The organism is Streptomyces sp. R818, from assembly GCF_056172735.1.
This window is the reverse complement of sequence record NZ_JAOCNE010000016.1, coordinates 305,588-320,024: the sequence shown is the minus strand read 5'-3', so window position 1 is coordinate 320,024 and position 14,437 is coordinate 305,588. Positions and strand designations below refer to the sequence as shown.

10 protein-coding genes are annotated in these 14,437 nt (G+C 70.7%); 4 read left to right on the top strand and 6 right to left on the bottom strand.

Annotated features, from left to right (window positions below; genetic code table 11):
* Positions 1-3,563: 3,563 nt before the first annotated feature.
* Both N5I75_RS39875 and N5I75_RS39870 read left to right on the top strand, forming a co-directional pair.
* Positions 3,564-4,490 (top strand): ParA family protein, encoded by a 927-nt coding sequence (locus N5I75_RS39875; RefSeq protein WP_476685388.1) that lies wholly within the window; start codon positions 3,564-3,566, stop codon positions 4,488-4,490.
* Positions 4,487-5,119: a hypothetical protein gene (locus N5I75_RS39870; RefSeq protein ID WP_476685386.1), complete on the top strand. Its 633-nt coding sequence runs from the start codon at positions 4,487-4,489 to the stop codon at positions 5,117-5,119. The genes N5I75_RS39875 and N5I75_RS39870 overlap by 4 nt, the downstream gene beginning before the upstream one ends.
* Positions 5,120-5,140: 21 nt before the next feature.
* Here N5I75_RS39870 and N5I75_RS39865 read toward each other — a convergent pair whose 3' ends face one another.
* Entirely contained in the window at positions 5,141-6,865 is a 1,725-nt protein-coding gene (locus N5I75_RS39865) for a hypothetical protein (RefSeq protein WP_476685384.1), read from the bottom strand.
* Positions 6,866-7,949: 1,084 nt separating this feature from the next.
* On the opposite strand from N5I75_RS39865, the gene N5I75_RS39860 reads away from it, so the two are divergent.
* Positions 7,950-9,566 (top strand): DNA primase family protein, encoded by a 1,617-nt coding sequence (locus tag N5I75_RS39860; RefSeq protein WP_476685382.1) that lies wholly within the window; start codon positions 7,950-7,952, stop codon positions 9,564-9,566.
* Between the two features lie 148 nt (positions 9,567-9,714).
* Entirely contained in the window at positions 9,715-10,104 is a 390-nt protein-coding gene (locus N5I75_RS39855; protein WP_361075653.1) for a DUF6009 family protein, read from the top strand.
* Between the two features lie 222 nt (positions 10,105-10,326).
* Here the strand turns inward: N5I75_RS39855 and N5I75_RS39850 are convergent, their stop codons facing one another.
* The 5 genes from N5I75_RS39850 to N5I75_RS39830 all read right to left on the bottom strand — a co-directional run bounded on the left by N5I75_RS39850 (position 10,327) and on the right by N5I75_RS39830 (position 14,239).
* A complete protein-coding gene (locus tag N5I75_RS39850; RefSeq protein WP_476685380.1) occupies positions 10,327-11,238 on the bottom strand; it encodes an alpha/beta fold hydrolase in 912 nt (303 codons plus the stop codon).
* Between the two features lie 88 nt (positions 11,239-11,326).
* Complete coding sequence (locus N5I75_RS39845) at positions 11,327-12,568, bottom strand: beta-ketoacyl-[acyl-carrier-protein] synthase family protein (protein WP_476685378.1); 1,242 nt, start codon at positions 12,566-12,568, stop codon at positions 11,327-11,329.
* On the bottom strand, positions 12,565-12,807 hold the full coding sequence (locus tag N5I75_RS39840) for a phosphopantetheine-binding protein (protein ID WP_476685377.1): 243 nt from the start codon (positions 12,805-12,807) through the stop codon (positions 12,565-12,567). Before N5I75_RS39840 ends, N5I75_RS39845 begins: the two co-directional genes overlap by 4 nt.
* 54 nt (positions 12,808-12,861) lie before the next feature.
* On the bottom strand, positions 12,862-13,482 hold the full coding sequence (locus N5I75_RS39835; RefSeq protein ID WP_476685375.1) for a GtrA family protein: 621 nt from the start codon (positions 13,480-13,482) through the stop codon (positions 12,862-12,864).
* A gap of 88 nt (positions 13,483-13,570) precedes the next feature.
* A complete protein-coding gene (locus tag N5I75_RS39830; protein ID WP_476685373.1) occupies positions 13,571-14,239 on the bottom strand; it encodes a DUF4097 family beta strand repeat-containing protein in 669 nt (222 codons plus the stop codon).
* Positions 14,240-14,437 lie beyond the last annotated feature (198 nt).

Genomic DNA, 14,437 nt, shown 5'->3' with positions numbered 1-14,437 from the left:
ACGTGTCTTTATGTGTTCCTTACGTACGCGCGCATACCCGCACACACACATGATTAGGAACAAGGGGGTTCAGTCCCGTCAGTCCCGTAAAAAGCCCGAGAGAAGCCCGTGCACGCCTGTGACCTGGGGTTTCTTGAACGGGACTGAAGCGGGACTGAAGCGGGACTGAACGGCGGCGCTGGCCCCGCCGACTTGTTTTGGGTCGTTTTGTTCCTCAAGGGGCGCCGCCGCCCGCCCGGCCCGATGGACGCAGCCCCTCCCCCGCCCCGGGGCGGGAAAGTCCACGCCAGCCCCAGAAGCCCCCTGAGCCGCCCTGAGCGCTCTGCGGACCCCCTGAGGCCCAAGGAGGCGCGCGAGGGTGCGAGAGGCCCTCAGACGGGCACGGAGGGCCGCTGAGGGTCACCGAGGGACTACAGCGGGGAGTGGCGACCGGAGAGTCGGCTTCCCTTCCCCTCACCCTGCCCGCTTTACTTGAACTCTCAATGATTTCTCTGAGAGCCTCTGAGAGCTCCGACCGGAAACGCGGAGGACGCCCTCGGAACGCCTTCTGCGGGGCTCCGAACTCTCGATCGAGAACAGGGGCGCCACTCCCCTACGCGAGCCTGCCGTCGACGGCTGCGCTGTTTCCGGCTCTTGACGGGGCGTCTGGGCGGGCTCACCCCCGGCACGCTTCTGCGGCGAGTGCGTCGGTTCGAACAGTTCCGCTGCCCTGGGTCCCTGAAGCGCTTCTGGACGTCGGAGGCCTCGACGGAGCGGCGGGGTCGGCACGCCGGTGCCGCGCCGGCCGGTGACGATCGCGGGGGCCGCACCGGCGAGCTGTCGGTGTGCCGGGCCAGGGCGTCGGAGGTGACGCGGGGGCGAGGGCTGGGACGCGGGCGTTGGGCCTCTCCCCCGCCCATCCGTTGCTGAGGGAGGTCGTCGGACAGGGAGAGATGAAGATCGGTTCTGATCGATGCAGCGGGTGCTCGGATGCCGCGTGGCGCATTGCCTTCTGAAGGTGCGGACGCGTATCCGGTCGCTGCGAACGTGGCTGGGTCGTGGCTCGTGCAGCAGTGGGCCCCTGTTGCCCGGCGAGCGCGGGGGCGGGAACGGCGGCCGCCAGCGCGGGTGGGTAGACGAGGGCTCGTTCGCCTGCATGCACCTAGGCGGGTCACCGGCCGGAGCGCTGCGACGAGTACGGCTGTCGCGCGATCACCGGATGGGTTCTTCCTGGCGCGGCTTGCACAGGACTGATGGCGCACGGGACGCAACTGAAGTCCGGACGACAGCTGGTCTTCACCCAGGTAGGCGCCGCCTGCCGAGAGCGATGGCACGCTTCGTCCGGGACCGATCCGGGCCACTTTGCCGTTCGCTCGCAGCGCTACGAGATCGGCTCACCGACCGGCTGACTGGGAGCGGGCCGCCCGCAACCAGTCCCCCGCGCCGCGCATCGTGGAAGCCGCCTGACAGGTTCGCTGACGAGGTCTCATGGTTCGCGTTCCTGGGACTGTCGGCGGCTAGGACCACACCCCGGCAGAGCGCACCTCGTAGCCCATCGGGGCACGGAAGGCGCCCGCTTCGCGAGAGTGGAAGGCACCCCACGAACATCTGCCTTGTGGCTGCTAGGCAGATAGTCCGAGGTCTGCTCCGGAGGACAGGCGGCTGGCGATCAGACCAGACCACCTGCCGCGTGCGAGCCGCCGCACAAACTCCGCGCGGTCGGCACTGCACGTGAGGGATGGCTGAACGTAAGTACAAGCCCGCAACAGCAGCTGGCTCGCCAACCCTCAAGCACGCAAAGGGGTTACCACCTAGGCACCCCCCACCGGGCAAGGCGCCCCGCAGGTGGCATGCTCACCTCTGTGCTGTGACGCAGCCACCGGCCCGGTGATCCGCAGCGAGGCCCGGACGGATACACGCCAGGCGCGTACCAGAGCTTGCCGTGCGCGGTTCCTGGACAGGGGAACGACCGATCGCCACACCGATGAGATCCAACCTGGAGATCCCGGAAGGTCGCCGTGCTGCCATTGGCCCGCGCACTGTATGCCCGTAGGATGGCAATCGATCTAGAGCCCAAAAACCGCCTCTGAACAGGCAAAACAAACATCGCTGCAAACATCGGAGCAAGCTTGCGTGCAAACCTTGGAGCAGGCGGTGACTAACGCCTCGCACGCAATGCTGCTACCCCCTTGGATCACAAGTGGTGTTCGGGCAGAGATGTGGGCCTAGTATCAAGTCCCTGCGCATGCGACGAGCATGACGAGCGACTAGGCCACACTCCAAGCCAAGTCGTCCATGGGTTTGCGGGTCGGCTTGCCGGTCTGCGTGAATGTCCGAGTAGCGATGAGCAGATGGGTTTGCGCACACACCCAATGGCAAGCTGGCGTCATAACGGCGTTGCTCATGCAGGTTCCACCAGGCTTAACGATGCGATGGTCTGCAGGTCCCACCACAAAGCCGCTCGCGTACATGTGGATCGACTCGTGAGTCGAACTGTCCACCGGCCAGCAGACGTACCCGTAGATACGTCCCCGCACGCACTTGCCGGTCCGTCCTGCAATCGGTCGACAGACAAGCGCGGGAGTTGCCGAAGCCACCAGTGGGCCTACTCCATCGCAGGCCAATCCACACACCTGACGACCAGCCCATCTGCCCACAAGCGGACGGGCACACGCGCCAACGAGTGTGGAGCCGGGACGTACCACCTGCCCGGTAGCCCACCCGCCGACGAGCTCACTGGCCCACCCGCAAGCCCGCGCACCAACGGACGCGCCCACGAGGCGCCGCGTCTAGTCACTTGCCCGCCTGTCTACCCGTCAGGGAACAAGCGCACCGACCCCCAGCCCAGCCGGTCCACAAGCCTGTACGCACACCCCACCACCACTCACCCCGCAAACAGCACCGCCCACACACGAGCGAGTGCCCCGCCCCACCGCCCTGCGCACCCAACTACAAGTCGGCTACGCCGCCTCTCCGCTCACGCACCCGCCACCCGGCCCACCCATCACCAAGTGACCCGGCACGGCTGCCCGCCCCCACACCTGCCCAGCCGCAAGACCGGCCACCAGCAAGCGCGCTGACCCCCCACCAGGCCCGCCCCTGAGCACAGCATCCCACCCCACCCTTTGTTCACAAGGGAAGAGGTTCGTGTGTCTTCGCGTGGGGGAGGGAGTGGCCCTGGTAGTCTGACGATCTCCATGCGCCACAACTCTGCTGCGCGTGGCCAGTTCTGCAGGGGCGTCAGATGTGAACCAAGCAGGACAGGTCACTAGGGCATACGCATGGAGCCAGGTAGGTGGACCGGCTAGGGTGCAGGTGGAGGACGGGATGGGCGAGCGTGCTTGGCCGTTATCGACCGAACCCCCTTTGGCCTGCTGTTTCGGTGGCATGGAGGCGTTCGGGGAGCCCCACGGAGGGGTTCCAGGGGGTACTCGGCACCGTGTCGGAGCGTTTTTGAGCGCAGGATCGTTCTGAGAGAAGTTTTCGCCGTACGAACAACCTCAAAAGCGACATACCTTTACCCGCGTTACCCGAGTTACCCGTGTCTTCACTCGTGTTCGGGCCTGAACAGACTGAGAGGACCCATGTCCAGTCCCTTCGCAGCACCTGGCAGCCACACGCAGCTGCCCCCGATCCCCTGGGCGTCGTTGTCGCACATCTTCATGTTCGGCAACGGCAAGGGCGGCGTCGGGAAGTCGTCGGTCTCGGCCAACGCGGCGGGCAAGGCGGCGCGCAGCGGTCTGCGCACGCTCATCATCGACTGCAACGCGCAGGGCAACATCGCCCGCGAGCTCGGCTACAAGCGGGCCGACTGGAACGACGGCGGCGCGGGCCTGCTCGAGTCGCTCAGGACCGGGACGCCGCTCAAGCCCCGGGAGAACGTGCGGGAGAACCTGGACGTCGTCATGGGCGGCCCGGCCCTGGGCGACGAGTTCGGCATCTTCTTCCACACGCTGCTCGCGAAGGAAGGCCCGCACGCCTATCTGCGGCTGCTGCACTGCCTGCTGCCGATCGCGCACCAGTACCAGATCATCATTCTCGACACCCCGCCCGAGAACCCGTCGCTGCAGCGGCTCGCCCTGTCGACCGCGCGCTGGCTGGTCATCCCGGTCAAGAGCGACGGCGGCGCGGAGGACGGTCTGGCCCAGATCGGCCTGGAGTTCTCCTACGTACGGTTCGTCAGCCAGCTCAACCCGCATCTGGAGCTGCTCGGCGTGCTGCTGTTCGACACGGGGCGGACGTACACCGGTATCCACGCCGACGTACGGCAGCAGGTGCGCAAGGTGCTCGGCGAGGACGCGCACATGTTCAAGCACCTCATCGGACACACGGAGTCGGTGGCCCGGCTCGTCCGCAAGCGGGGGCTGCTCGTGCAGGAGCTGGCCGACCGGCGCAGGGGCGGGGACCGGTCCGTGCCGGAGACCGTCGAGGGCCTGACGGCCGACTATGAAGGATTCACCGAAGAGATGTTCGCTCGGGCTCTCGAGCTGAGGAAGGAAGCTGCCGCATGACCCCGCCCAAGGGCAAGAAGCGCACCGATGAGGACGACGAGCAGAGCATGTCCGACGAAGGCGTCGGCAACCTGTTCAGCGGGGGAGGGGCCCCGTCCTCGGCCCTGGCCGGCTGGGCCACCCCGGCACCCGCCGCCGCGCCCGCGCCGGTTGCCGCGCCCGTTCCGCAGGCCGTCGCCGCGCCCGCCACCGTCATCCCGCAGCCCGCACGGCAGAGCGCCCCGGAGCCCGCGCCCGAGCCGCTGAGCGACGCGGACACGGCCAAGCCGGTCGGCTTCTACGTCTCGCAGAACGTCGCCGCGCGCTTCCGCAAGTACCGCAAGCAGAACGACATCACGCACACCCAGATCGTGCTGCTCGCCGTCGAGGCGGCCGCCGAGAAGGGCATCGCGCAGGTCGTGCAGGACGCGCGCCGGGAGCCCAAGTTCCAGTCGAAGCTGTTCGCCGTGACGGTCAAGCCCGACGACTCCGACCTGCGCGGTCTCGGCCCGGTGCAGCTCCAGTACAAGCCGACCAGGGCGCAGAAGGGGATCATCGACCAGCTGGTCGCCGAGTCCGGGCTGCCGGACCACACCAAGTTCCTCGCGGTCGTCCTCGACCAGTACCTGCCGGGCCGCCGGGACGCGTGACCCCGTCGCCCCGGGCCAGTGCTACACCAGAGCCCCCAGCGGCAGCACCCTCTTGGAGAGCCTGCCGCGCAGCCGCCCCGCCGCCGCATCGACCTCGGCCTCGGCGAGCCAGTCGGCGGTGACAAGGAGTTCGGCGTGGTCGGCGACCTGGTCGGCGGCGAGGGCGCAGAACATGGCGGCCTGGTCCAGGGCCAGGCCGCCCGCCCCGGCGTCGTTGTCGCTGTCCCCGTCGGGGCGGAGAGTGCCGTCGAAGGCGCTGTGGGCGGCCGTGTAGAGGGCGAGCAGGCGGGACGTGGCGCCCAGCTTCTTTTTGCGGATCTTGCGGTCGCCCACGGTCCGCTGCGCCCAGCCCGAGAGGCGTGAACGGGTCGACTTGCCGAAGGTGAACGGGCGCGGCTCCGTCGGCAGCAGAGCAGGAACGGTAAAGGCCGTGGGATCCTCCGGCCGCGACTCGAGCAGCTCCGCGACGCTCCCGGGCAGCCGCAGCCAGCCCGCCTCCACCAGCCGCTCGCACACCTGCTCGGCCTCGTCCTGGAGCCAGCCGGTGATGTCCTGCCCGGTGACGTTCCCGGTCCCCGCGCGCGCGGCGCGCAAGGTGAGCAGCAGCACCGCGAGGCGCGCCTCGGCGTCGGGGTGCGGCGCGTTGTCCCGTACGTAGGTGATGACGGCCCGCGCCTGGACGGCCTGGCCCCGGGTCAGCAGCCGCTCCACGCCGGGCTCGTCCTTGTCGCCCGCGCCGTCGAAGGGGCGGCCGACCCGGTTCTCGTACATCTCGCGCGTGGTCTGCGCGGCGCTCCTGGCGCGCTCGGCCTCGGCGCGCAGCGATCGGTCGCCGGTGACGTCGGCCCAGGAGGCGAACGCGCGGGCCTTGCGCTCGTGCAGAAGTGCCAGGCGGGCGAGATCGGGCTCGGCGCACTTCTGGTAGGCGCGGAAGGCGTCGCCGAGTTCGATGAGCTCCACGCGCAGGACGTCGGGCTGGAGGTCGTGCGGCACGGTGCGCTGGGCGATCTTCCCGCCGCGTCGCGCGCGTCGGGGCATTCCGGCGGGGGTGGTGCCTCGCGCCCGGGGCACGTCGGCGGCGACGGCTTCCGGGGCCGGTGAGCTGAACAGCGGGGCGGCGGACGCCGGCGGAGCGGGGGAGAGGGGCCGGTGGTCCGAGAAGACCGCCGCGACGCCCTCACGCGCCGTCTCAGGGCTCCCGACGCCCTCACGGCCGGGCCTTGCCGTGCTCCGGGCTGTACGGGCCGGAGTGGCCGTGTCCAGGACCCGGGCGCCCGTGGCGGCGGCGCAGCGGGCGCACGTCTCCGCGATCCGCCACAGCCGCCCGGCCCGGTCCGCGTGGACCGAGAGGACCATGGCGCCGCCGCACCGCATCGTCTGCGGGGCGGGCCGCGCTTCACCCCGGCGGCCGGGAAGCGGGCCCGGGTCGGGGGTGTGCCAGGCGCAGTCGGCGGCGCGGCAGCCGCACTGGGCGTCGCCGCGCGGGCCGCCGCCGCTGCGGATGTGCGCCAGGTGCTGGTTGACGTGGTCGACCGCGGCCTTGCGGCCCGCCGCGGCGTTGGGCAGCCGCCGGTCGGGGCAGGCCGGACGCGAGCAGGAGAGCTTCACCGTCCCGGCGGAGGGGCGGCCGTCGGGGTCCAGGCGGAGCACCCACACCCGCCCGGTGGCACGGTCGTGCTCACGTTCCTGATCGCGGCCGCGGTCGTCGTCGCCGCGGTCGCGGTCTTGCTGCGTAGTGGCGTCCATCGCCATGTACGTACTCCGAGCGTTGAATGATCAGTTGCGCGGGCGGTCCTCATCATCGGGGACACCGGTCGCCGCTCCGGCTGCCCCGCGGGCGGCGAGAACCCCGTACGGAACGGACCCCGGCCGGGCCGGCGCGGCAGGTCAAGCGTTCGAGATGTACGCCCACGATCCCGGCCCGCGGCCAGAAACGCAGGTCAGGCGATACGAAACCCGAGGTTACGGGGCTGACGGGGCTGAACTTTCACATTGAGGTGAGCCCCGTACAGCCGTGCGCCCCGGGCGTATGCGCGCCCGCGCCGATGTCATGCGTACGTGGTAACCCGGCGGCGCGCCCACGCCTGTCGCGGGGCTGAAGCGGGGCCGAACCGCGCCGTGGGGTTCGGCCCCGCTTCAGCCCCGTCGTAAAAGCGCAGGTCAGAGCGGTTTTCCCGCGCGCTGCGGGGCTGACGGGGCTGGGACCTGTAGTTATCAGCCGCTCAGAGATTCTGCGTATGCGCGCGCGCATACGAATGCTTGTATGACCTCCTTGTTCTAGCGGGCTGATAACTACGACCTCCAGTCCCTTCAGCCCCGCAGCCCCTTGGGAAACCCCGTCTGACCTGCTATTTTTCGAGGCGGGGCTGAAGGGACTGAGCCCCGTTCGCGGGTCTGGACGTGCTTCAGCCCCGTGAGCCCGTGCGCGGGTGTGGGGCTGAAGGGGCTGAAGGTTCCGACACGCAAAGCCCCCTCCCTCCGGACCCCGTCACCGTGGGCTACGCTCGGGCCGTCAACTTGAAACCTGAGCCCCTTCAGCCCCGTTGATCCCGCAGGCACCCGCCCCGACCAGGACTTCCTCGCCGGGACGAGGCCTTCCCGTACGCCCCGAACAGCCTGACAAGGACGATCCATTGGCCCGCGAGTCCGCGACACCGGCAACGGTCCCGGACCCTCTCTCCGGCGGGCCCACCCCTACGCGCATCCGCTCCGGGCAAGGCGCCCCCGAGCGAGGCGAGCGCGCGTCCACGGATGCGACCCGCACCGCATCCGGCACCGAGTCCGCTCTGTCCGCAGGCGCCCAGCGCCCGTTCCACCCCAGAGGACGCTCATGAGCGCCGAGCAGCACATCCGCTTCGACGCCGCAACGGCCGCCGAACAGATCCGCCAGCAGGCGTTCGACTTCGACACGCCGGGCACGTCCGAGCCCGCCGGCGGCCCGAGCCTGCCCGCGCAGCAGACGGAGGCCCGCCCCGCCGCCGGGACCGCCACCGCCACTCTCGAAGTGGCTCAGGCGCCCGCCCCCGCACCCGACGGCCTCCTCCCCGACTCCCTCTCCGACCGGGGCAACGCCAAGCTCTTCGCCCGCCTCTACCGCGACCAGTTCCGCTATGTCATCGGCATGGGCTGGCACTCCTGGGACACCTACCGCTGGAAGCTCACCGGCGGCGACGAGGCCGCCGTGTGGGCCGCCGGGGACATGGCCGAGCAGCTGGCCGAGCACGACCCGAGCGGCCGCTTCACGGCCGGCAAACTGGCCGCCCACCGCCGCCACTCCGAGTCGACCACCGGCCTCAAGGCGCTGCTGTTCCAGGCCCAGGCCGCCCCCGGCCTCCGCCTGGACCCCGACGTCCTCGACGGCGACATCTACGCCCTGTGCACCCCGGCCGGCGTCGTCGACCTGCGCACCGGCACCCTGCGCAAGCCCGACCCGCTCACCGACATGCACTCCCGGGCCACCGCCGTCGCCCCGCAGAAGATGCCGATCCCGCGCTTCACCCGGTTCCTGACCGACACGTTCGGCGAGGACGACAAGGGCCAGGAAGTCATCCGCTTCCTGCACCTGCTGCTCGGCTACTCGATCACCGGTGACGTGGGCGCCCAGGTCATGCCGTTCCTCTACGGCTCCGGCGCCAACGGCAAGTCCGTGCTGCTCGAAGTGGCCATGCAGATCCTCGGCGACTACGCCAACGCCGCCCCGCTCGGCTTCCTCATGGAGAAGGGCAAGTTCACCGAGCACTCCACCGAGCTGACCGAGCTGCACGGCCGCCGCATCGTCGTGTGCAGCGAGCTGAAGCCCAACGACAAGTTCAACGAGGCCCGGGTCAAGCTCCTCACCGGCGGCGACACCATCACCGCCCGCCGGATGCGGCAGAACTTCTTCACCTTCACCCCGACCCACAAGCTCTGGCTGCTGGGCAACCACCGCCCCGAGGTCGGCACCGGCGGGCACGCCTTCTGGCGCCGTATGCGGATCATCCCGTTCGAGCGCCGCGTACCCAACGAACGTAAGATCGACAACCTCGCCGCCGAGCTCGTCGCCGACGAGGGGCCCGGCATCCTGCAGTGGCTCATCGAGGGCGCCAAGCAGTACCTCGCCACCCGCGACCCGCTCACCGGGCCCGCTTCCGTACGGATCGCCACCGCCGCCTACGAGACGACCGAGGACCACATCGGCCGCTTCATCAGCGAACGCTGCGTGAAGGGCGCCGACGCCGACCTGCGCGTGGAGCAGAAGCTGCTCTACGAGACCTACGGCCGCTGGTGCTTCGAGGAGTCCATCCGGGCCTCCACACCGCGCGCCTTCGCCAGCCGCATCCGCCAGGAGCTGGGTCTCGCCTCACCCGCCGAGATGATCAAGAGCAACGCGTCCAAGCTCTACCCCGGTCTCGCCCTGCTTCCCGAGCTTCCCGACGAAAGCGACATTCAGGCAGGAAAGGCACCGTGAGCACTTCAGGCGCACTGGGAGCGCCCACCGGCCGACCGTACGATGGAGAGTGCCGCCGTGACCGGGCGCGCCCCGCCCGCGCAGGTCAGAGCCGCTCGCACACCACAAGGACAGGCCGCCGCACGGCCGCCCGGACACAGGAGGCCCGATGAGCGCGATGCCGCAGGAAGGCGATCTCGCCCAGGAGGCCGAGGTCGTCTGGCTCGAGGACCCGGAAGATCTCGACTACGTACGCCAGGCCCTCGACAAGGTCAGGACCCGCAAGGGCAAGCCGCGCTACGAGCGCGACGGCCGCCTCATCGGCTACACCAACCTCACCCCGCGCGCCCCGCGCAGCTCCGACAGCGGCCTCTTCGCCCGGCGCACGTTCTACCTGCTGCCGCACGACCGGCCGAACTGCCCCGAGGACCCCGATTGCCCGTACATCGTCGGCGCGCCCCTGGAGGCGGTCGACCCGAGCACGATCGAGCCCGGCAAGGTCGGCGAGAAGACGGCCCGCTCGCAGGGCACCGCGGACATAGTGCCCGCGGGCTCCTGAACCCCCGATTTCGGCCATATGCGGTGAACGCCACCGCCGAGACTGCCCGCGTACACGGCTTCCCGTGGATCATTTCCCGCCGTCTGTGCGGAAGTCGGGTCGGTGAGGCCGCCGATCCCGGCTAGCGTGGACCTCGCTCAACGTCGCATCCCCCCGTGTGCGACGTTGAGCATTTTCGCGTTCAGGGCGCCGAAGGCGCCGCGAGGGCCGGTTACGGGCCGGTCAGTGCGCGGTGGGCTGGCGGTCGCGCCGGGCCCGGCGGTCGCGCTGGGCCCAGCGGGGCACGCGGCTCAGCGCGTGTGCGGGGGCCGGGGTGTCGGTGATGAAGGAGGTGACCAGGGCGATGGCGGCGTCCGGGCGTTCCAGCATCATCATGTGGTCGCAGTCGGGGACCGTCAGGAAGTGACTGCCCTCGATCGCCGAGGCGAAGACGCGCTGCTGATCGAGGGTGGTGATGGTGTCGTGCTCACCGCCGAAGACCAGCGCGGGCACACCCGTGAGCCCGCCGACGGGGTTGCTGTGCATCCCCAGGGCGTGGCCGAGGCGGCGCTCGCCGTGCGGACGGCGGGCGACGCGCAGCAGGGAGCGCCGGAAGAAGCGCAGGGCCAGGTCGCGGCGGTGCACGTAGCGCTCCTCGTCCAGGCAGAACATCTCCGCCGCGATCCCGTCCGCGAACCGCTCCAGGTCCCCGGCGGTGACGAGCCGCCCCGCGTCCCTGCCCCGGGCGATCGCCGCGTCGGTGACCTGCGCGGGGACGCCGCCGAGCATGAGCCGGGCGCAGCGCCCGGGGTGCCGCTGCGCGTAGCGGTAGGCGAGGACCGAACCGTAGGAGTAGCCGTACAGGTTGATGCGGGGGACGCCCAGGTCGTCGATGACGGCTTCGAGCGCCGCGTCCAGGAACTCGATGCCGTGCTCGGACCGCAGCGGGTCGGAGTCGCCCGCGCCGGGCAGGTCGGTGGTGACCAGGTCCGTGACGCCGGTCAGGGCGTCCTCCATCTGCGCCCAGTCGTACATGCCCTGGAACGCGCCGCCGAGCGCGATCAGGGGCTCGGTCCTCGCGGCGCTCGTCCGCACGGTGCGGTAGGCGTAGGACAGCCCGTCCACGGTCAGGGAGCGGACGGATTCCGAGAGCATGCGTTCCTTCACTTCAGGCACGGGTACTTCAGGCACGGGTACTTCAGGCACAAGTAATTCAGGCACGAGTAACTCAGGTACGGGTACTTCAGGCACGGGCGAGCACGAGGGCGGCGTTGTGGCCCCCGAAACCGAGCGATGTGGACACCGCGCACTCCAGGCGCGCGGGGCGGGCGTTCTTGGCCACCACCTCTACGGGCACGGCCGGGTCCTGCGTCTCGAGGTTGACCGTCGGCGGCACGAGCTGTGCCTCCAGGGCGAGCGCGGTCAGGGCGGCCTCGATGCCGCCGGAGGCGCCCAGGGCGTGCCCGGTCATGGCCTTGGTGGACGTGACGAGCGGGCCGTCGCCGAGGACGCGGTGCAGGGCGGCGCTCTCGATGAGGTCGTTCATGACGGTCGAGGTGCCGTGCGCGTTGACGTGGCCGACGTCGGAGGCGGCGACCCCGGCGTCCGCGAGCGCGTCCCGCAGCGCCCGCTCGATGCCCCGCCCGTCCTCGTCCGGGGCGACGGCCGAGCAGGCGTCGTTGGAGGCCCCGTACCCGGCGAGCCGCGCCCGGACGGTCGCGCCGCGGGCCCGCGCGTGCTCGGGGTCCTCCAGGACGAGGAGCCCGGCCCCCTCGCCGACCACGAAGCCGTCCCGGTCGACGTCGAACGGGCGGCACGCGGCGGCCGGGTCGTCCACGCGCGTGGAGAGGGCCTTCATCCGGCACGTACCGGCGAACACCAGGCGCGACGCGAGCGATTCGGCCCCGCCGGCCACGGCGATGTCGCAGCGCCCCGCGCGCAGCCAGTCCAGGGCGGTGCCGATCGCGTCGCTGCCCGAGGCGCAGGCCGTGCAGACCGCGAGGCTCGGGCCGCGGGCGCCGAGGTCCCGGCACACGCTGCCCGCCGCGTTGTTGGGGACGGTCACCGGGGCGACCTTGGGGGAGACCCGGCGGGGCCCGCGCCCGTCGAGCACGGCCTGCTGCTCGTCGTAGAACCGCAGACCGCCGTGGGCCGAGCCGATGACCACGCCGACGCGGGCGCCGTCCCAGGTCTCCGGGGTGAGCCCGGCGTCCGCGACGGCCTCGCGCGCGGCGAGCACGGCCAGTTGGGCGAAACGGTCCATCAGCCGGATCTCGCGCCCCAGCTCCGTCTCCGGCTCCAGGCCCTGGACCTCGTACATGAAGTCGCACGGCAGGTCCCGCAGCGACTCCGGCCTGCGCACGCCCGCGGGCACGCGCGCGGTGGTGACCTCGGTCCAGGTCTCCTTGGCATTGCGGCCGGCGGCGGTGACGAGGCCGATGCCCGTGACCGCGACGGCGGACGGTCCCCGCGTCCCGGGCCTCACGCCACCGCCGCCTTCTCGCGGACGACGTCGAGGAGTTGCTGCACGGTGCTGCGGGACGTCAGATGCACGTCCTCCAGGTCGCAGCTCAGCTCATCCTCCAGGATGAGCCGGAGCTCCTCCAGTTCGAGCGAATCGATGTGCAGCCGGTACAGCGGTACGTCAGGACGTACGTCGCCCGGCGCGAGCCGGAACATCCGCACCAGCAGGTCGATGACATGGTCGGCGGTCGTCTCCAGCAACTGCTGCTCCCTACTCGGCGCTGCAAAGGCTCCTGACTAACTGCCGCCCGCCCGTCAGGCAACGCCCACGCACTCCCGGGCGCCCTCGGGCCCCCGCAAGAACCCTTTCGAGCCACCACGTTGCGCGTTTTCTGGCGAACCGCTTCTCCACATTCGAGAGGGAGTACGGGTGGGGACCGGAGTACGGGTAGGGGCGGCAGTACGGATAGGGGCGGCAGTACGGGTACGGGCCCGGCTCGCGAAGACGTAGAGCCGCAGCGCGAGGAACCGCCCGGCACCGGCGAGACCGGAGGCGCCGAGATAGACGGCCTGCTCGGCCAGTGCGCCGGGGGAGGGGTGCGCTAGGTGCAGGAGGAGGACGGCGAGGCTGGTGGCCAGATAGGCCGCGCCCGCCGACCCGGCGGACTGCCAGTGCTCCCGCAGACTGGCGCGGCGCCCCTTGCCGAAGGTGAAACGGGCGTGCAGCTCGGTGCAGAGCAGGGTCGAGGCGACGGTGACGGCGGCGTTGGCGACGGCCCACGGCAGCGCCGCGACCTCGGCCACCACCGGCACGGACAGGCTGGCCAGGACCCCGACCCCGCCCCCCAGCCCCACGAACCGGACGAAGGAGGCGAACGCCCCGGGCCCGTCGGACACGGCCGCGCGTGCGGGCGCCTGCGCTGTCGACGACTTCATGGCGGTGTCCTTCCGGGAACGGGGAGCGGCTGGGATGGCGGAGTGGGGCAGTGGAGGCGGTGCGGGGGAGCGGGGGTGGTGCGGGGGTTCAGAGGCTGCGGGCGGTGATGTCGCCGTACGAGGTGGTGGCGCTGACGGTCAGTCCGGGGGTGCCGTCGGCGTTCTTGAGCGCGTTGTGCACCCGGCCGTAGGAGGTACGGGCGTCGAGTGCGGCGGAGACTCCGTGGGCGGCGCCGACGGAGATCGCACCGGACTCGGTGCGCAGGCCGACCGTGCCTTCCACGGCCTCGGCGACGGTGATGTCCCCGCTCTGCGTGCTGAGCTCCGCGGATCCGCCCAGTCGGCCGACGGTGATGTCACCCTCCATCAGGCTCAGGCGGGCGCCCGCCACTTCGTCGAGCCGGACCGTGGCCCGCGCGCCCTCGAAGTCGACGTCACCGAGGCGTCCCGCGCCGCGCAGTTCGAGGTCGGCGCCCTTCGCCCGCACCCGCGACCCGGTCGGCACCTGGACGGTGACCGTGACGGTCCCGCTCGGCCCGAGGAGGCGCTTCTTCGCCTCGGGCGCCTCGATGCGCAGGACTCCGTCGGCGTACTGGACGGTGATGTCCTGCGCCGCCTGGGTGTCGCGGCTCTTGGCGGCGTCGGCGGGGAGGACCCGCACGGCGGTGTCCGCGCGGTCCGCGGCGACGAACTCGACGCGGGCGGCGGGGATGTCGAGGACGGTGAGGACGGGGGCGGGGGTGGCGAAGGTCTGCATGGTGGGCTCCTGCTCGGTTGCGCGTTCCTTGTTTCTGATGCTGGAAACGCTACGTTGCGTTCAGAGTATTGGCAACGCATTTATTGCATCGAGAGGAGGTAATGCCAGGTAGAAGCCCACATTTCATTGCAATGAGTTACTGGGCAACGCAACGTGCCGCGTGCGTTGCATTGCAATGAGGGCGAGTGAACGTCACAT

Coding starts and splice junctions, on each gene's coding strand:
- N5I75_RS39875 (WP_476685388.1), top strand. CDS start 3,564: ATGTCCAGTCCCTTCGCAGCACCTGGCAGCCACACGCAGCTGCCCCCG.
- N5I75_RS39870 (WP_476685386.1), top strand. CDS start 4,487: ATGACCCCGCCCAAGGGCAAGAAGCGCACCGATGAGGACGACGAGCAG.
- N5I75_RS39865 (WP_476685384.1), bottom strand. CDS start 6,865: ATGGACGCCACTACGCAGCAAGACCGCGACCGCGGCGACGACGACCGC.
- N5I75_RS39860 (WP_476685382.1), top strand. CDS start 7,950: ATGAGCGCCGAGCAGCACATCCGCTTCGACGCCGCAACGGCCGCCGAA.
- N5I75_RS39855 (WP_361075653.1), top strand. CDS start 9,715: ATGAGCGCGATGCCGCAGGAAGGCGATCTCGCCCAGGAGGCCGAGGTC.
- N5I75_RS39850 (WP_476685380.1), bottom strand. CDS start 11,238: ATGCTCTCGGAATCCGTCCGCTCCCTGACCGTGGACGGGCTGTCCTAC.
- N5I75_RS39835 (WP_476685375.1), bottom strand. CDS start 13,482: ATGAAGTCGTCGACAGCGCAGGCGCCCGCACGCGCGGCCGTGTCCGAC.
- N5I75_RS39830 (WP_476685373.1), bottom strand. CDS start 14,239: ATGCAGACCTTCGCCACCCCCGCCCCCGTCCTCACCGTCCTCGACATC.